At 50.3% G+C, this 19005-nt stretch carries 17 protein-coding genes; 5 read left to right on the top strand and 12 right to left on the bottom strand.

What is annotated here, in order from left to right; translation table 11 throughout:
• The first annotated feature begins 89 nt into the window (after positions 1 to 89).
• The 5 genes from cysZ (at position 90) to crr (ending at position 5100) form a co-directional block, all read left to right on the top strand.
• Entirely contained in the window at positions 90 to 845 is a 756-nt protein-coding gene (gene cysZ, locus AC4PCC_RS05615) for a sulfate transporter CysZ (RefSeq protein ID WP_492126684.1), read from the top strand.
• A gap of 134 nt (positions 846 to 979) precedes the next feature.
• Positions 980 to 1951: a cysteine synthase A gene (cysK, locus tag AC4PCC_RS05610; protein ID WP_492126683.1), complete on the top strand. Its 972-nt coding sequence runs from the start codon at positions 980 to 982 to the stop codon at positions 1949 to 1951.
• Positions 1952 to 2342: 391 nt separating this feature from the next.
• Positions 2343 to 2600, top strand: a complete 258-nt coding sequence (gene ptsH / locus AC4PCC_RS05605; protein WP_067705882.1) for a phosphocarrier protein Hpr — start codon at positions 2343 to 2345, stop codon at positions 2598 to 2600.
• Positions 2601 to 2825: 225 nt separating this feature from the next.
• Positions 2826 to 4553 carry a phosphoenolpyruvate-protein phosphotransferase PtsI gene (ptsI, locus tag AC4PCC_RS05600; RefSeq protein ID WP_492126682.1) on the top strand — a complete coding sequence of 576 codons (1728 nt, stop codon included), beginning with the start codon at positions 2826 to 2828 and terminating at the stop codon, positions 4551 to 4553.
• Positions 4554 to 4596: 43 nt separating this feature from the next.
• Complete coding sequence (gene crr, locus AC4PCC_RS05595) at positions 4597 to 5100, top strand: PTS glucose transporter subunit IIA (protein WP_416250272.1); 504 nt, start codon at positions 4597 to 4599, stop codon at positions 5098 to 5100.
• A gap of 72 nt (positions 5101 to 5172) precedes the next feature.
• On the opposite strand, the gene AC4PCC_RS05590 is transcribed toward crr, so the two are convergent.
• From AC4PCC_RS05590 to AC4PCC_RS05535, 12 genes are all read right to left on the bottom strand, one after another.
• Entirely contained in the window at positions 5173 to 5493 is a 321-nt protein-coding gene (locus tag AC4PCC_RS05590) for an FCD domain-containing protein (protein ID WP_492126681.1), read from the bottom strand.
• Between the two features lie 65 nt (positions 5494 to 5558).
• Positions 5559 to 6908 (bottom strand): ATP-binding protein, encoded by a 1350-nt coding sequence (locus AC4PCC_RS05585; RefSeq protein ID WP_492126680.1) that lies wholly within the window; start codon positions 6906 to 6908, stop codon positions 5559 to 5561.
• Positions 6905 to 7585, bottom strand: a complete 681-nt coding sequence (locus AC4PCC_RS05580; protein ID WP_492126679.1) for a response regulator transcription factor — start codon at positions 7583 to 7585, stop codon at positions 6905 to 6907. The genes AC4PCC_RS05585 and AC4PCC_RS05580 overlap by 4 nt, the downstream gene beginning before the upstream one ends.
• A 256-nt stretch (positions 7586 to 7841) precedes the next feature.
• Positions 7842 to 8954: a filamentous hemagglutinin N-terminal domain-containing protein gene (locus AC4PCC_RS05575; RefSeq protein ID WP_492126678.1), complete on the bottom strand. Its 1113-nt coding sequence runs from the start codon at positions 8952 to 8954 to the stop codon at positions 7842 to 7844.
• 154 nt (positions 8955 to 9108) lie between these two features.
• Positions 9109 to 10170, bottom strand: a complete 1062-nt coding sequence (locus AC4PCC_RS05570) for a filamentous hemagglutinin N-terminal domain-containing protein (protein ID WP_492126677.1) — start codon at positions 10168 to 10170, stop codon at positions 9109 to 9111.
• Between the two features lie 376 nt (positions 10171 to 10546).
• On the bottom strand, positions 10547 to 12214 hold the full coding sequence (locus AC4PCC_RS05565) for a ShlB/FhaC/HecB family hemolysin secretion/activation protein (RefSeq protein WP_492126676.1): 1668 nt from the start codon (positions 12212 to 12214) through the stop codon (positions 10547 to 10549).
• Positions 12215 to 12275: 61 nt separating this feature from the next.
• Positions 12276 to 13373, bottom strand: coding sequence for a filamentous hemagglutinin N-terminal domain-containing protein (locus AC4PCC_RS05560; RefSeq protein ID WP_492126675.1), 1098 nt, complete (start codon positions 13371 to 13373; stop codon positions 12276 to 12278).
• 278 nt (positions 13374 to 13651) lie between these two features.
• Positions 13652 to 14548, bottom strand: a complete 897-nt coding sequence (cysM, locus tag AC4PCC_RS05555; protein WP_492126674.1) for a cysteine synthase CysM — start codon at positions 14546 to 14548, stop codon at positions 13652 to 13654.
• Positions 14549 to 14624: 76 nt separating this feature from the next.
• Positions 14625 to 15713, bottom strand: coding sequence for a sulfate/thiosulfate ABC transporter ATP-binding protein CysA (cysA, locus tag AC4PCC_RS05550; RefSeq protein ID WP_492126673.1), 1089 nt, complete (start codon positions 15711 to 15713; stop codon positions 14625 to 14627).
• Complete coding sequence (cysW, locus tag AC4PCC_RS05545; RefSeq protein WP_492126672.1) at positions 15703 to 16578, bottom strand: sulfate/thiosulfate ABC transporter permease CysW; 876 nt, start codon at positions 16576 to 16578, stop codon at positions 15703 to 15705. The genes cysA and cysW overlap by 11 nt, the downstream gene beginning before the upstream one ends.
• Positions 16578 to 17411, bottom strand: coding sequence for a sulfate/thiosulfate ABC transporter permease CysT (cysT, locus tag AC4PCC_RS05540; RefSeq protein ID WP_067708201.1), 834 nt, complete (start codon positions 17409 to 17411; stop codon positions 16578 to 16580). Before cysT ends, cysW begins: the two co-directional genes overlap by 1 nt.
• The gene (locus tag AC4PCC_RS05535; RefSeq protein WP_492126671.1) at positions 17411 to 18427 is read right to left on the bottom strand and encodes a sulfate ABC transporter substrate-binding protein; all 1017 of its coding nucleotides are present in this window, start codon (positions 18425 to 18427) and stop codon (positions 17411 to 17413) included. The genes cysT and AC4PCC_RS05535 overlap by 1 nt, the downstream gene beginning before the upstream one ends.
• Between the last annotated feature and the right edge of the window lie 578 nt (positions 18428 to 19005).

Genomic DNA, 19005 nt, shown 5'->3' with positions numbered 1-19005 from the left:
GCTGCTTTTTCATGCAAAAGCCCCTCGGCCTGCATAAATGATCGCGTTATGATAGCGCCGCATAGCCGCATAAAGGAGAAAAGCAGCCTATGACCCGACATCACTCCCCCGCTCGCTCGCAGGGTATCCACTATTTTTCCGAAGGGTGGAGGCTGGTTCGTCTGCCCGGTATTCGCCGCTTCGTCATTGTCCCGCTGCTGCTTAATATCGTGCTGATGGGGGGCGCATTTATCTGGCTGTTCTGGCAGCTCGGTAAATGGGTTCCCGCGCTGATGACGCTCATACCTGGCTGGCTACAGTGGCTGAGCTATCTGCTATGGCCACTATGCGTGATTTCGATTGTGCTGATATTCAGCTACTTCTTCTCGACGGTCGCTAACTGGATAGCCGCCCCGTTCTGCGGCCTGCTGGCTGAACAGCTTGAGGCAAGGCTGACCGGTAAACCACTGCCCGATAGCGGCTGGGGCGCGCTGGTCCGGGATCTGCCGCGCATTATGAAGCGCGAATGGCAAAAGTTTGTCTGGTATCTTCCCCGCGCCCTTGGGCTGCTATTACTCCACGTTATTCCGGGTTTTGGCCAGACGGTGGCACCGCTATTGTGGTTTCTCTTCAGCGCATGGATGTTATCTATCCAGTACTGCGACTACCCGTTCGATAATCATAAGGTCAGCTTCCGGGAGATGCGTCAGGCACTGAAACAGCACAAAACCGACAATATGCAGTTTGGCGCCCTGGTCAGCCTCTTTACGCTGGTGCCCATTCTGAATTTAGCGATCATGCCAGTCGCCGTTTGCGGCGCAACGGCGATGTGGGTGGATCGCTACCGCGGGCAGTACAGCCGTTAGTAGAGGCTGCTTATGCCATTTCATTTACCCTTATTGCTGCATAACATATATATATACGATTTCTTCACTTCCTTGAGAAATTGAACGGGGTATGCTCTTAGTATTCCCAAAATTTCATACAGTAAGGACGGGCTATGAGTAAGATCTATGAAGACAACTCGTTAACAATCGGTCATACGCCGTTGGTTCGACTGAACCGCATCGGTAACGGTCGCATTCTGGCAAAAGTTGAGTCACGCAACCCCAGCTTCAGCGTTAAATGCCGTATCGGTGCCAGTATGATTTGGGACGCTGAAAAGCGCGGTATTCTGAAACCCGGTATTGAACTGGTTGAGCCGACCAGCGGTAACACCGGTATTGCGCTGGCCTACGTAGCCGCCGCACGCGGCTATAAGCTCACGCTAACCATGCCTGAAACCATGAGCGTTGAACGTCGCAAGCTGCTGAAAGCGCTGGGTGCCAGGCTGATCCTGACCGAAGGCGCCAAAGGAATGAAAGGCGCCATCGCAAAAGCGGAAGAGATCGTTGCCAACGAGCCGGATAAATTTGTTCTGCTTCAACAGTTCAGCAATCCGGCTAATCCGGAAATTCATGAGAAAACCACCGGTCCCGAAATATGGGAGGATACTGATGGTGAAGTTGACGTATTTATTGCTGGCGTCGGCACCGGCGGTACGCTAACCGGCGTGAGTCGCTATATTAAAAACACTAAGGGTAAAAAAGAGCTGATAACGGTCGCGGTTGAGCCTACCGATTCGCCGGTTATCGCTCAGGCGCTGGCGGGTGAAGAGATCAAGCCTGGCCCTCACAAAATTCAGGGGATTGGTGCCGGTTTTATCCCGGGCAATCTCGATTTGAATCTGATTGACCGCGTGGTGGCTATCTCTAACGAAGAGTCCATTTCGACGGCCCGTCGTCTGATGGAAGAAGAAGGGATCCTCGCCGGTATCTCCTCCGGCGCAGCCGTTGCGGCCGCGCTGAAGCTTCAGCAGGAAGAGGCATTTGCCAATAAAAATATTGTCGTGATCCTGCCTTCCTCTGGCGAACGCTATCTGAGTACTGCCCTGTTTGCCGATCTCTTTACCGAGAAAGAATTGCAGCAGTAATGCCATTTGCGCTGAATTGAGTAAAAAAGCACCCAAATGGGTGCTTTTTTGTGGACTGCGTCAAACTTTTGCCTGGATGCAGATTGCAATTACCCGCCAGTGTCTGTTATCTAAGCAACCAATTAATTCGGCCCGTGAAATTAATCGCCCTTTGAACTGGATCAAGCTGAATCGATTTACTGGTTTGGCGCGGCAGCCTAAATAGCGGCATAATGGGGCAAGGGAAAGCGAAGCGTGGATCACTGAATGCGCATCGCCGATTCCAGCCTGACCAGCGCAGTTTTTGGCGCGTTATTGAACGCAGACCAGCGCGACACATCCAGGCTAAAGTCTCGCTCTCAGACTAGACTTTAGTTCAACAACATCAAACGACATAAGTTGGGGAAAAATAATGTTCCAGCAAGAAGTTACCATCACTGCACCAAACGGCCTGCATACCCGTCCTGCTGCGCAGTTTGTGAAAGAAGCGAAAGCATTTAACTCAGACATTACCGTGACGTCTAACGGCAAGTCAGCCAGCGCAAAAAGCCTGTTTAAGCTGCAAACGCTGGGTCTGACTCAGGGTACCGTCGTCACATTGTCGGCGGAAGGCGAAGACGAGCAGAAAGCCGTTGAGCATCTGGTTAAGCTGATGGCCGAACTCGAGTAAACCCTCTGACTGTCTGCTCACCGCCTTATCAGGTGAAATTAGTGCAAACATATTGATCGCGGACAGCTTGTCCGCGTTGTTGCTTTCGTAAACTCCTTTGCGGGCCAGCCGAAGGCAATGTTCAAATTGCAAAAAGCCTGATGCGCCCGGCTCGCTGAGTAGATTAGCCGACAGTCCAGGATTGATCGCCTCAGGTGATTATCAGTTATAAAAAAAGGTAGGGTTATGATTTCAGGAATTTTAGCATCACCGGGTATCGCTTTTGGTAAAGCTCTTCTACTGAAAGAAGATGAGATAGTTATCAACCGGAAAAAGATTTCTGCCGACCTGGTCGGTCAGGAAGTTCAGCGCTTTCTCGATGGTCGTAAAAAGGCTTCAACGCAGCTGGAAGCGATCAAAATCAAAGCCGGAGAAACCTTCGGTGAAGAGAAGGAAGCCATCTTCGAAGGGCATATTATGCTGCTGGAAGATGAAGAGCTGGAGCAGGAAATCATAGCCCTGATTAAAGACGATCTGGCTTCTGCTGACGCGGCCGCATTCTCTGTGATTGAAGGCCAGGCGAAGGCGCTGGAGGAGCTGGACGACGAATACCTGAAAGAGCGCGCGGCTGACGTACGTGATATCGGTAAGCGTCTGTTGCAGAACATCCTTGGGCTGCACATCGTTGACCTGAGCGCCATTGCGGAAGAGGTTCTGCTGGTCGCTAAAGATCTGACGCCTTCAGAAACGGCTCAGCTAAACCTGGACAAGGTGCTGGGCTTTATCACCGACCTCGGTGGTCGCACTTCCCACACCTCGATTATGGCCCGCTCACTTGAGCTGCCCGCTATCGTAGGCACTGGAAACGTGACCAGCCAGGTAAAAAATGGCGACTTCCTGATCCTCGACGGGGTAAATAACAGTATTTACATTAACCCGACTTCGGAAAAAATTGACGAACTGAAGGCGATCCAGACCCAGTACGTTACCGAAAAGAACGATCTCGCCAAGCTTAAAGATCTGCCGGCCATTACGCTGGATGGGCATCAGGTTGAAGTCTGTGCCAACATCGGTACCGTGCGCGACGTTGCGGGCGCAGAGCGCAATGGGGCTGAAGGCGTTGGTCTGTATCGCACCGAATTCCTGTTTATGGACCGTGAGTCACTCCCGACCGAAGAAGAGCAGTTCCAGGCGTATAAAGCCGTTGCCGAAGCAATGGGCTCACAGGCGGTGATTGTTCGCACGATGGATATCGGCGGCGATAAAGACCTGCCCTATATGAACCTGCCAAAAGAGGATAACCCTTTCCTCGGATGGCGTGCGATCCGCATCGCAATGGATCGTCCCGAAATTCTTCATGCCCAGCTACGCGCCATCCTGCGTGCCTCGGCATTCGGTAAGCTGCGCATTATGTTCCCAATGGTGATCTCCGTTGAGGAAGTGCGTATTCTGAAAGGCGAACTTGAGAGCCTGAAAAGCCAGCTGCGCGAAGAAGGCAAGGCCTTTGATGAGAGCATTGAGGCGGGCATCATGGTTGAAACCCCGGCGTCAGCGGCAATTGCCCATCATCTGGCGAAAGAAGTCGATTTCTTCAGTATCGGTACTAACGATCTGACTCAGTACACGCTGGCGGTCGATCGTGGCAATGAATTAATCTCCCATCTGTATAACCCAATGTCTCCTTCGGTGCTGACGCTTATCAAGCAAGTTATTGATGCATCTCATGCTGAAGGTAAATGGACAGGCATGTGTGGTGAGCTGGCAGGCGATGAACGTGCTACACTACTGTTATTGGGAATGGGGCTGGACGAGTTCAGCATGAGTGCCATTTCTATCCCACGCATCAAGAAAATTATTCGTAATACGAATTATGAGGATGCGAAGGCATTAGCAGAGCAGGCAATGGCTCAACCTACAGCGGACGAGTTGATGAACCTGGTCAACAAGTTCATTGAAGAAAAAACACTCTGCTGAGACCTCGTGACGCTGGCCCAATATTACTGCTTAGGAGAAAATCATGGGTTTGTTTTCAAAGCTTTTTGGCGATAAGTCAGATACCTCAACTGGAGCCATTGAGATTGTCGCACCGCTGTCAGGAGAGATCGTCAATATCGAAGACGTACCGGATGTGGTGTTCGCAGAAAAAATTGTTGGCGACGGTATCGCTATCAAACCGACTGGCAATAAAATGGTTGCGCCGGTTGATGGTACCATCGGTAAAATTTTCGAAACCAATCATGCATTTTCCATTGAATCAGACAACGGCATCGAGCTGTTTGTCCATTTTGGGATTGATACGGTTGAACTGAAGGGCGAAGGCTTTAAGCGTATCGCTGAAGAAGGGCAGAAGGTTAAAAAAGGTGACGTCGTCATCGAATTTGATCTGGCGCTTCTGGAAGAAAAAGCGAAATCTACGCTGACGCCAGTGGTCATTTCCAATATGGATGAGATCAAAGAGCTGGTTAAACTAACGGGTAACGTTGTCGTGGGTGAAACCCCGGTTATCCGCATCAGAAAATAATCAGCGCTTCTTGAATCAAAGCCCTCTGAGCAATCAGAGGGCTTTTTTTGCCTGTTTCCGCGTGATGTGCGATCAGGCGCTTATCCGCAATGCCTGCCGCAAATCAAACACCTCGGGAGAAGTCTTGAGATTAAGCTGTTGCTCAATAACATTCAGATGCTCTTCCATCAGCGTCTGAGCGAGCCGGATATCACCTGTTTTTAACGCCTCAATGATGCTGCTGTGCTCGCCGCACTGACAGTCAGGGGCATCATGCCGGAGGTAGAGCGACACGATAAGCGAACTGCGTGCCATCAGATTGGCCAGAATTTCGCGCAGCACCGGGTTGTCGCTAATCTCCGCCAGCAACAGATGAAATTCGCTCAGCTGCTTACTGGGAACTGCTTTACTCATCCCTACCTCATTTGAAGTGATGTGCAAACGTTTGGCTCTCGCGATGATACCACCGTAGCGAGAGGCTACACTACCCAGTGCGGCAGTTTGATGGTCAGCTCCAGACCGCCATTTCTGCCGTTAAACGCACTTACCTCCCCCTGATGAGCCAGTACCACCTTGCGTACAATGGAAAGCCCCAGCCCATACCCCTTGCCGGAGAGAGGCGTATTAACCCGTACAAAAGGATCAAAAATGCTTGAAAGTTTGTCGGCATCGACACCCGGCCCCTGATCGGTAACGTTCACCGACAGCCAGCCGTTTTCCTGCCGCAGGGTTACGCTAACCTGCTGCCCCTGAAGAGAAAAACGCAGCGCGTTGCGGATCACATTCTCCAGCGCTGAGCGGATCAGCTTGGCATCGCCCTTAACGGTATAGTCAGCATTTCTGTCAGCGAAGAGCAAAATGTCTACGCCGGGTATCTGCGCCTCATAGCGTGCATCGTTAGCCACCGCCTCTAAAAGCCCGTACAGATCAAAGTACTGCTCATCCGGCAGGCTTTCATGCTCGGCTCTGGAAAGCGTCAGCAATTCGCCAATCATTTTGTCCAGACGCCGCGCTTCTTCATCAATCCTGTCCAGCGACTGACCAACTGATTCGGGCGTCTGTCGGGCCAGTCCGGTAGCCAGCTGCAGCCGCGCCAGAGGTGACCGAAGCTCGTGGGAGACATCGTGCAGCAGCTCTTCACGCGCTCTGACCAGCACGGATAACCGTTCAACCATGGAATCGAAATCCTGCGCTACCGCCGACAGTTCATCGTGACGACGGCGCATGGCCGGAAACAGGCGTACCGAAAGATCGCCCTTGGATACCCGATCAAAACCTTTGCGCAGCTGACGCATGGGACGGGTCAGATTCCAGGCCAAAAAAAGACTGAATAACAGGCCGCCAAAGCCCGCCATAAACAGCAGCGGCTCCGGAACATTAAGGAAATGTCTGGGCGGGCCGCCCATATTGCTGTCGTTCCGCAGCCCCGCCACGTCATAGCGCAGCTGATACTGTCGGCCATCTGCCCCGCTTACCCACTCGATAACCTCTTTCGGAAACTCACCGTTCAGTACATCACGATTGAGATCGCTGCGCGGCTTCTCCTGAGGAGGTTTATTCATCATCTGAATCGAAAAGAAACGCCGATCGCTGGCTGGCCAGTCCGCCATCATATCGTTGAGCGCTTCTATACCACCACGTTGAAGCACGGATACGGCAGAGGTCATTTGCAGGTTTACGATGCGCCTGGCGGTCAGGTTTTCTGGCGGCTCATGATGCTTGCCGTACAGTGAAAAACTCAGCCATAGCAGCTGGCTCATCAGCAGAAACGTCAGCCAGAACCCCAGCAGGATCTTCCAGAATAGCAGCCCGCGAAATCCAGCCGTCATCGTATGCGATAACCTATGCTGCGGACGGTCTCGATGGTTACGGTATCCTGTGTCAGGGCCACGAGCTTCTGGCGAATATTGCTGATATGCACATCCACGCTGCGATCGTAGGCTTCACGAGGACGGCCAAGCCCTTTTTCGGACAGCTCATCCTTTGATACCACGCGATCCGGCGCGCGAATAAGCAGATCCAGCAGGTTGAATTCCGAAGCGGTGAGATCGAACGGCTGCTTCCTCCACTCGCTGATACGCGTGGCGGGATTAAGGGTCAGGTCACTCCAGACCGCCATCTCTTTACTCTCGACAATGACTGGCTGCTCGTCAACCCGGCGCAGCACGGCGCGCAGCCTGGCAACCAGTTCGCGCGGGTAACAAGGTTTAGGCACATAGTCATCTGCCCCCATTTCCAGCCCGATCACGCGATCGATATTGTCGCCTTTCGCCGTCAGCATAATCACCGGCAGACGGCAGTTTTGACGAACCTGGCGAAGCACGTCGATACCACTCATATCCGGCAGCATAATATCGAGGATCATCGCGCTGTATTCACCCGACATGGCTCCTTCGATTCCGGCCTTGCCGTTTAGCACCAGTGAAGCATCAAATCCTTCTGTAATCAGATACTGACTGAGCATCGTGCCCAGTTCGAGATCGTCGTCAACCAGTAAAATTTTCATGCGCACTCTCTTATAGATTCAGCCGCTATTTTCGCCTGTTATCGGAACAATAGCAGCCTGTTTTACCCAATCCTTACATGTTAACTCAAGGTGTGAACGAGGTGATGTTCTTTATTAGTTAACAGAAAGATTAGCCCACAAAGTATCCTGTCCCTCTAAGCAAAAAAAAACTGCCCACATAAATGCGGGCAGGAAGTTTAAAAAACATGACCACGTCAGGGTGACCAGGCCGATAAGGCCGGTCACGGGGACGCTGTTATTTCAGCATGGTAAAGCGGCCGGTCGATCCTATCTGTGCATAAAGACCACCAATATCTGCTTTACCACTATTTTTGTAGCTATCCGTACGGATTAGGGTGGTGGAAGTAGAAGAAATCGTGCCCCCGGCAGCATTTTCTACAGACTTAGCCTCAAGTAAATTATCGCGTGCACTCATTTTTCCACGATTGATAAGGCCTTCAGCGGAAGTAATCAACATCGACGCATCCGATGACAGACTGCCAGTCTTCTCGTTGGTGATTCGGCCGCTGGCATCAAGGGAAAGCGTGCCTTTGGCGGCAATTGCTCCTGCATTACGCACTCCAACACCTTTTTCCGATCCCACCATGCTGATGCGATCTGCATACATGCTTCCCAGTGTAGAGACGTCCAGGGCATAAGAGGGACGAGCGGCACTGGTGGAGACGCTATTATAGATGGCATCAGTCCGCCCTTTCTTCCTTGCTACGTTCATTTCCCCGGTCAGGATTGCCAGATCATTTGCCTGAATCTCGCCATTCACTTTTACTGCGCGTGCGATGATATCGGTATAATCTGTCTTACCAGACTTCAGACCACCTTTATCAATAATGACGTTCCCATCTGTAATCTGGAAATAGATATCACTACTACCAAAAATACTGGTATTAAAGGCATCAGGAATGGTTTTACCGGCCACCAGAGATAGACGGTTGGTATTGATTGAACCACAGCCGTTACAATTAATGCCTGCTGGATTAGCAATAATCAAATCAGCCTTTTTGCCCGCAACTTCCATCAGACCATTAAGCTGGCTGGGTGCGCCTGAATTAGCGTTCACTTCAGCAATAATTACGCTTGCCGGGCCATTTGTGAAAATATTATTCAGCAGGTTATTATTGGTGGATATTTTACCCGCGAGCTGGCTGTTGGTATCTGACATGCTGTTGTTAAACACGACGCCTTCTTTACCAACATTAAATTCAGGGTAAATGTTATGTGATATGCCTTTAATCGGCGCATTAATATCAATAACGGGCACCGCACCTACTGAAAATGCAGCACAACCTAAGCTCATCGCGATAAGTAACGACGATTTATTTAACTTCATTGAATTGCTAATAAACTTCATAAAATAAAATCCTTTTTGAATTTTCAAGTAAAAGTGCACTCAACAATTTAAGTTCACTGATTTATAAATATGCAAGCTTCACTAAAGCGAGCATTTATTTACGGGATGAGTCTATGACTCACATTATACACCTACAGACCAACACAACGCTTTTCTATTTAATATATTTTATGCCAGATGGGGAAAAATGAACGGCATCCTCTCCAGCAAAAACAATACCTTTGTTGTTAAAGTTTTTTGAAGTAACGAAGACATTTTTATCCGCTGAGATGATCCCATTTTTCATGTTTTTCACAGAGGCTGCCTCTAAATCCAGGTTAGTCGTAGCGCTCATTTCACCCTGATTAACTATTGTGTCTCGTACATAGACAGACAGGAGATTTCCTGAATGCATTTTCGCTGACTGATTATTAGTAAAACTACCTTTAGCCTTCAGGGACAGCAGATCATTAGCCTTCATCATCCCCGCGTTACGGACGCCAACGCCAGCTTCATTTCCTTCCAGAGTAATACGATCGGCATACATGCCGCCCAGGGCAGTCACATCCAGAGCAAAAGCAGGTTTCCCGAAATAGCTAGTGGAGTTATTAAACACAAAGTCTTGTTTCCCCGGATGACGCGAAACCTCGATCTTACCTGTGAGTAGCGATAAGTTCTTAGCCTGAACCAGGCCATTGACTTTCACTGCCCTGGCAATAATATCGGTAAAGTCGGTCTGACCTGGATGCATACCGCCCTCACCAATCGTAACCTGTCCTTTATCAACATTAAAGAAAATGGTTGCCGGATTCCATTTATTGGATAAAACGGAACCAGCAACAAGGGAAAAACGGCTGGTGTTAATTGAACCACAGCCATTGCAATTAATACCAGCGGGGTTAGCGATAATCAGCTCAGCTTTCTTACCTGCTACTTCCATCATGCCGCTCAGCTGACTCGCTGCGGGAGACTTTGAGCGGACTTCTGCAATAATGATACTTGCCGCTTTATCCAGATGACTATTGCCGTTGATTTTTCCAGCGAGTTGGGTATTTACTGCTTCCAGACTATTATTAAATATCACACCCTCTTTTCCAACATTAAATTCCGGAAAAATGTTATGCGATACTCCATTTTGAATTGGATTGTTAATGTTATGAATGGGTGCTGCATTGGCATAAAACATGCTATTACTTAACACCGCCACTACAGATACTAACAATTTATTAAATTTCATATGAAATGTCCTTTTTGATTAAAATAATTAATTGCATCGCAAGCTAATTATTTAAAAGCACTATATATCTTCAGGAGCCCCATACTCCTTCAAATCACTGCGAGTCATCCCGTTCCTGGTTATTGCCTATCGTGGGCGTGCCAGGCACAATGCAGATACGGCATGACTCCATTCCCGTCGCCGTGACTCGCGCATCCCTGCGATCAACGTTGTGCTCAGCTACATGGCTCCAACAGATATACTCTAAGGAAAAGGTAATCCCCCCAGCAGAAAGATTATGCAGCATTACAATAAAATTTAAATAGCAATAATTAGAATGACAGACAATTAAACAATATCCCTAAAGAAGGATTCCTGTAACATTCATAATAAATTACTAATATTGCCAGTTGACGGAAAAGCCAAGATTTACAGAGTCAGTTTGAAAATTAGCGGGTTTATACAATGGCGCCCCCAAAAAAAGGTTATATCCCGTATTCCATTTCCAGCCGTTGATCCCAATAACGCTGCCCATCAGCTGCCTGCCAGACAATGATTCGCTTCCTCTGCCCATAACCCGACCATAATCCACACCGAGATAGAGTTGTACACCGTGGGCAGGGTAATTTAAATTAAGTGTGTTGCCCCATAAATAGCCCTGGCTTGCATTAAGATTGTATTCACCATCGAACCCCCTTACGGCCCAGCGGTTACCTAAGATAAATTTCTCCTGGGGGGTCAGCCTGTCAGGTGAAATCTGCAAAAGGTAATTGGTCTGATAGCTCATATTCTGCTGTGCGAGAGTAAATGGAACGGTCAAACCCGTCGATAGCGTGGCTATCCTTGCCTGCGGACTGTAGCCAATGGATTGCCTTATGGCTTCTGGTTGCGCATTAAACCAGCCCAGATTACGCTGGAAAGAAACCGCTCCATCCAGGTCGCCCCATTCCAGATAGCGCTGATGTTTCAGAGTCGTTTTCAATGCTGTACTATTGCGCTGCTGTAGGGATAACTCCGTCGTTTCGATGTAATTTCTCGATCTTTTTTTCTGTAACTCGACGCCAAGGGTAGTTTTTGAATTCCCGCTACGGGCAATAACCCGTTTCGCGCCCACGCTTAAGCTATTACTTTGGCCATGAAAGCGAAAGGTGGCGTAGTCACCGGAGATTTTCTGCTCAAACCTTGATTTAGCGCCAAAGATATCGAACGTCCAGTAGCCAAAGGGCGCTGAGTAGTAGAAATACTGGTTACTTGACCCTCTGGCGTCCCTCTTGAAGAGGTTTCCCCCGGCTGCAACCATCAGGTTATCGTTAATACCGCCAGGATTATCAAGATAGAGCGTTGCACCTGCCTGATAACGCCCCGTATACCGGCTTCCTGAATCATCCATCCACAGCCCTGCCCGCCATAGTCGTGATCCAGCGTGTTTTACGTTGATCTCGCTCCCCCCCTCGCTTTCCCCTGGAGTAAGTCGGATACGGGCCTGTGTCCCATAAACACGCTGCATATTCTCCAGACCCTGTTCAAGATCGCGGAGGTTAAGGAGGCTTCCTTTCCTCATAGGAAAGGTCGTGAAGAGATTGATGTTGCGCTCGTCTGCCTGCGTCAGCTGGAAGTTATCAACCACGCCGGGGATGATAGTAAAACGCAACGTGCCAGCATTAACATCCTGCTCGGGGATCTCTATACGCGTGGTAATATACCCATAACTGATAAGTCTGTTTTGTAACGCAGTTGAGATTGCTGTTGCACCTTTGATACCAATGCAGCGTCCTGTTCCCTGGTTAGCAAACTGTTTCAGGTAAAGCCGATAGGGGAACTTATCAACATTCTCTAATGTTATTTTCTTTATCACTACGCAGGGTTTTTCATCCGGGAAATCGATAATCTGAGGGTCTTTAACCTTATTTTCACCCCGAACAGCTTTACCAGGCTTAGCACTACTCTCTTCCCTTACTTTATCCTGTACACTCTGATTGATTTCACGCTGTTCAAGCGTAGAGGAAAAAGCAGAGGGTAAAACGGTAATGGTTAATATTAAAGTAATAAATTGCGCGATATTCAAAGTAAAATTCCCTTTTTATTAAAACCCCTGAACCATCCTGTTCAGGGGTGACTACTATATTTTAGTTGATGAATTTCGTTCCATCAGGACTGAAGTGTGCAGCAAAACCGTTTGCTGCAACCTTACCGTTATTTTGGAATTCATCTGCAGTCACAAAGATGTGATTTTCGGAAGAAATATTACCACTCTCACCGTTGATAACACGTTTTCCCGTCAGCGTGACGAAAGAATCTCCGCTAATTTTTCCGTGATTAATGATGTGATCGTCCTTCATACCGATAGAGACAAAATCTCCGGTAATACCTGCTGATTTTTCATTCACAAAGTTACCTTTGGCAGTGAGCAGGAGATCGCCTTTCGAGACTATTGTTCCTGCATTCCGCACACCCACGCCTTTGTCTGTACCCACCAGAGTGATGCGATCGGCATACATGCTACCTAATGATGAAACATCCAGCGCCAGTTCCGGGCGGTCGCCGGAGGAAACTGAGCCATTGTCAAAGAAGAAATCGGCCCGACCCGGTGCGCGAGCAACGGTAATCTCACCGGTATGCAGATCCAGATCTTTTGCCTGAAGTTCGCCATTTACTTTAATTGCGCTGGCAATAATATCAGTAAAATCGGTCTGACCTGACTTCATCCCGTCATTACCAATCGTCACCTGGCCTTTGCCAATGGTGAAGAAGATGGATCCTGATGATGTGCTGCTGAGGTTATCAACCAGCGTTGAACCCGCAGCCAGAGTGAGACGGCTGGTATTGATCGAACCACAACCATTACAATCAATACCCGCTGGATTAGCAATAATCAGCTCAGCTCTATTTCCAGCAACTTCCATCATGCCGTTCAGCTGGCTTGCTTTTCCAGATTGCGAACGCACTTCTGCCAGAATCACCCGAGCTGATTCATTGGAAAAATTACTATTACCCGCGATCTTACCCGCCAGTTGCGTATCACTCGCGTTTTTACTGTTATTGAATATAACGCCGTCATGACCTACGTTGAATTCAGGGTAAATATTATGTGATACACCGGCGGTAGGTGATTTGATATCAATAACCGAAGCCGCGCCTGCTGTAAATACGCTGCCACTTAAAATCGCTGATACGAATAGAAAAACTTTCGTCGCGCCGTTTTTTTTACTTTCGAAATTTTTCATAATAGTCCTTTCATATAATAAACAATCCATAATAAAACTCATGCATTAAATAAACACCCAATACAGTTTAAATGTATAACAGGCGTTAAGCTTCTAACATGCATGAGTTAATAATCTTCACACAATCCACAATAAAAGGGAAGTGAATTTAAATAAAATACAAACCAGCTAATTAGGTCCAGATAAAACCGAATAAGTCCTGATGCAGTACATTTATCTGAACCATAAATAAAAAAGTTAATCGAATAATTGCTACGCATCTTATTTATTACATAATCTTATACGCTTTGATAAGAGTGAAAAACACCTGTAGATAAATAACGGTCGCCACGATCGCACACTATTGCTACAACAACACTACCAGGCATGCTTTCCGCCACCTGTATTGCACCGGCGATCGCGCCGCCGGAACTCACTCCGCAGAAAATACCTTCGCGTTGGGCCAGCTGGCGCATCGTATTTTCTGCCAGCTCCTGAGTCATATTAATGATGCTGTCCACCAGCTCGGGTCGAAAGATGCCCGGCTGATAGTCACCCGACCACCGGCGAATACCTGGAATGCTGCTGCCCTCAGCGGGCTGAAGCCCAATAATCCGCACCTCGCGACTCTGCTCTTTCAGAAAAGCCCCTACGCCAGTAATCGTACCGGTCGTTCCCATGCTGCTGACGAAATGGGTCAGTCGCCCCTGCGTCTGCCGCCAGATTTCCGGCCCGGTGGTGGTGTAATGCGCTAGCGGATTATCCGGGTTATTAAACTGATCGAGCAGTTTACCCTCGCCTCTTGCCGCCATATCTGTCGCCAAATCGCGAGCGCCTTCCATGCCCATTTCGCGGCTCACCAGGATCAGCTCTGCGCCGTAAGCGCGCATTGCCGCCTGGCGCTCCAGACTCATATTTTCCGGCATCAGCAGGCGAAGCACATAGCCTTTCATAGCGGCAATCATCGCCAGCGCAATACCGGTATTGCCGCTGGTCGATTCAATAAGCACATCCCCCGGCTGAATTTCACCCCGCCTTTCAGCCTGCTGAATCATCGAAAGTGCGGCACGATCCTTCACAGAACCTGCAGGGTTATTCCCTTCCAGCTTAAGCCAGATTTCACTGCCGTTGTCGGGCGTCAGCCGCTGAAGTTTAATCAGCGGCGTATTACCGATGGTATTTTCCAGGGTGGTCACAGAGTTATTCCCGAATCTGGCAGAAAAGTGGCAAAAAAAAGGTCAGGCAAGCCTGACCCGGTTCCAGATGAAAATATCAGGCGCTTTGCGCAAAGGCAACCTGTCGCAGCGGCGTATCGCCTTTATATAACCGAGCCTGCTGCAGGCCAACAAAGAGGCGCTCGCCGCGAACCGGTGCAGCCTGGGAACCCTCGACCACCAGCGTTACAGGCTCCTGTCCCCAGCCGGATGGCTGTGCCACTACCTGCCAGAAATGACCACGCGGGCTGACCTCAAGGATGTGCACCGGCAGTGGCGTTTCAAGACTGCTCTGCTGGCTGACGTCTATCTCCCAGGGGCGCAGGAACAGCTCCACGGCTCCCTGATGTGCCGATGTATAACCCAGTGGCCAGTGATGTGCGCCTACCTGGAATTGGGCGCCATGGACCTCGCCATCGAAGCGGTTTATCTCACCGAGAAACTCCAGCACGAAGCGTGTTGCCGGATCGCGCCACACATCGTCTGGGGTGCCAACCTGCTCAATATTGCCCTGGCTCATCACCACCACCCGGTCAGCAACTTCCATCGCCTCCTCCTGGTCATGGGTGACAAACACGCTGGTAAATTTGAGCTCCTCATGCAGCTGACGCAGCCAGCGACGCAGCTCTTTACGCACCTGCGCATCCAGTGCACCAAAGGGTTCGTCCAGCAGAAGTATCTGTGGCTCGACCGCAAGCGCACGCGCCAGCGCGACCCGCTGCTTTTGGCCACCCGAAAGCTGCGCAGGAAAGCGGGATGCAAGGTGTCCCAGCTGCACCATCTCCAACAGTCGGGTCACCTTCTCTTTAATCGCCGCAGACGATGGCCGCTCACGACGCGGAAGTACCGTCAGACCGAAAGCGATATTATCGAACACCGTCATATGGCGGAATAGCGCATAGTGCTGAAAAACAAAGCCGACCTGACGATCGCGCGCGTGCAGATGACTCACATCCTTGCCATGAAAGCTGAGGCGCCCACTGCTCTGATTTTCCAGACCGGCAATAATGCGTAGCAGCGTGGTTTTTCCTGAGCCGGAAGGCCCCAGTAGTGCCACCATCTGACCGGAAGGGATATCCAGCGAAATATCGTTCAGCACCCGGGTGCGACCGAATGATTTGTTAATGCTACTGATTTCAATGCTCATGATTCCCCTCCTGTTCCAGACGCTTATGCTGATGCTCTAACCGCCACTGCACAGCACTTTTGACAAACAGCGTCGCTATTGCCATCAGAGTCAGCAGGCCAGCGGCCGTAAAAGCGCCAACGATGTTGTAATCCTGATGGAGTAATTCAACCTGTAGCGGCAGCGTATAGGTTTCGCCTCGAATGGAGCCTGAGACAACTGAGACTGCGCCAAACTCGCCAATCGCGCGGGCATTGGTTAACACCAGCCCATAGAGTAGCGCCCAGCGAATATTTGGCAGCGTCACCCGGCAGAACATTTTCCAGCCGGATGCCCCCAGCAATATGGCCGCTTCGTCTTCATTGCTGCCCTGACTGAGCATTACCGGCACCAGTTCCCGGACCACGAATGGGCAGGTGACGAAAATGGTTACCATCGCCATGCCCGGCCATGAAAACATAAGCTGGATATTATGCGCATCCAGCCAGCCGCCCGCCGGGCCGTTAACGCCCCAAAAGAGCAAATACATCAGGCCTGCCACCACGGGCGATACGGCGAAAGGAATATCAAAAAGCGTCAGCAAGAGCTGGCGGCCAGGGAAGTCAAACCTCGTGACCAGCCACGCCAGCAGCGTCCCGAACACCAGGTTTACCGGTACGGTAATCAGCGCCATCAGTATCGTCAGCCAGATCGAATGCAGCATATCGCCGTCTTTAATATTACTTAAGATGGCACCAATGCCGCCGGAGAAAGCGCTGACAAAAATAGCAATCAGCGGCACCACCAGCAGTCCAAGTGAAATCAACATCCCCAGCGCGATAAGAACCCATTTACCCCAGTTAGCGCGGCTTCGTCCGATACTGTTAAGTGCGGTTACATCCGCCATTAGTGACCTCCAATACGACGGCCAAATCGGCTCTGTAAGGTATTAATCGCAAACAGCAGCAACAGAGAAGCGGCCAGGATGACTGAAGCAATTGCGCTGGCTGCGGGGTAGTCAAATTCCTGTAACTTGACGAATATCATTAGCGAGGTGACTTCGGTTTTCCACGCAATGTTCCCGGCGATAAAGATCACCGCGCCAAATTCTCCCAGACTGCGGGTAAAAGAGAGAGCGGTACCAGCCAACAGCGCAGGAGCAACCTCCGGCAGCACCACGCGACGAAAGCTCTGCCACGGCGTGGCCCCTAAGGTTTCCGCGGCCTCTTCATATTCCGGCCCCAGCTCTTCCAGCACGGGCTGTACGGTTCGTACCACAAAGGGAATGCTGGTGAAGGCCATCGCCACGGCAATGCCCAGCCAGGTATACGACACTTTTATATCAAACTGGGCTAACCACTGACCGTACCAGCCATTGACCGAAAACAGCCCCGCCAGGGTCAGACCGGCTACCGCAGTGGGCAATGCAAAGGGAAGATCCATCAGACCATCGAGCAGGGCGCGGCCCGGGAAACGATAGCGCGTCAGGATCCATGCCATCAGCATGCCGAAAAAGGCGTTGAAAATAGAGGCTGCTCCCGCTGAAAGCAGAGTGACTTTATAGGCGGCGATCATTTGTGGGTTGGTCACTACCTGCCAGTACTCATTCAGCGTCATTTTCGAGAGCTGCATTAATAACGCGCTGATCGGTAACAAGAGGATCAGGCAGGTAAAAAACAGGCTGCTGCCCAGGCTCAGTCCGAAGCCGGGCAGCACGCGCTTACTTTTGGAGGCAAACATTACTGATGTCCTGCTGCTAATAATTTATCCAGCTCACCGCCGTTAGCAAACTGGGTTTTCATCACCTGCTGCCAGCCGCCGAAGGCCTCTTCTACCCGAAACAGGTCAACCTGCGGAAAGCGATCTTTCTGCTGGGTCATCAGTTGCGGGTTGTTCACGCGGTAGTAATATTGCGTCATGATTTTTTGCGCAGGTGGGCTATAGAGGTAATTCAGGTAAGCTTTCGCCGCCGTTTTAGTGTGGTTAGCGTCGACATTCGCGTCGACCCAGGTTACCGGGAATTCGGCAAGGATGTTGTTTTTCGGCACGATGACTTCGTAATCGCCTTGCGGATACTGATTACGAATGTTGTTGACCTCGGATTCGAAGCTTATCAGCACGTCTCCCAGTCCTCGCTCAACAAAGGTGGTGGTCGCCCCTCGCCCACCGGTGTCAAATACCTGAACATTTTTAACAAACTGCGTCATAAATGCTTCCGTTTTTGCTTTATTCCTGCCATCCGCTTTATCGGCAGCTCCCCAGGCGGCGAGCCAGGTGTAGCGCCCGTTACCAGAGGTTTTTGGATTAGGGAAAATCAATTTAACGTCGTTTCTGACCAAATCACGCCAGTCATGGATGTTTTTTGGATTCCCCTTGCGAACCAGAAAGGCCATGGTCGAATAAAAGGGTGAGCTGTTATTGGGCAGGCGCTGCTGCCAGTTTGCCGGGATAAGGTTGCCGCGATCGTGCAGGATTTGAACGTCGGTTATCTGGTTGTAAGTGACCACATCCGCCTTAAGGCCCTGCAGAATGGCGAGCGCCTGTTTGGAGGAACCCGCATGAGACTGTCTGATGGTGAGTTTGTCGTTGCTGTGCTGCGCGTTCCACTGTTGTTCAAAAGGCGCATTCAGGGTGACAAAGAGCTCACGTGATACGTCATATGAGCTGTTTAGCAGTTCGGTAGCCTGGGCTGAACTGGCCAGCAGCAGCAAGAGAGCGAAACCGCCTGTGCTTTTTTTGTGGTTCGCTAACGTCATTATCCACCCTGGTCATTCAAACTGGCCGTACGCCTTTGCAGAGCGCTCAGTGTATTTATAACCAGACGAAAAGCAGTAACGGTTTTATATACCGTTTGGTGATTTACAAGTTTAAAACGCTATAAGGGTGTGGAATTATTTATGCAGGTGGCAGAAAAGGAGTTTAGTCCGGTGACAGGGGAATATTACGGGAATTGAAGTCAAAATCGGTTCCGGTGACAGGGTTATGTTGCGGGCTTAAAGTCAAAAACCGCTTCGGTGACAGGGCTATGTTGCGGGTCAGAACGCCGGGGCGCCGTAAACCCCTCCCTGGGGGCTTCACTGCCGCATCCCTGCGGCAGAGACCCGGCTTATCTGCTCCGCAACACCGCCTTCTGGCTGCGGCGTGGCCTGTTAGTGTTCTGGCAGCGGCTAAGGTCAAAACCGGCTCCGGCGACAGGGCTATGTTGCGGGTCAGAACGCCGGGACGCCGTAAACCCCTCCCTGGGGGCTTCACTGCCGCATCCCTGCGGCAGAGACCCGGCTTATCTGCTCCGCAACACCGCCTTCTGGCTGCGGCGTGGCCTGTTAGTGTTCTG

The organism is Erwinia sp. L03-1 (assembly GCF_058686115.1).
The sequence above is the reverse complement of the archived record's forward strand: the minus strand, read 5'-3'. Positions and strand labels throughout refer to the sequence as shown.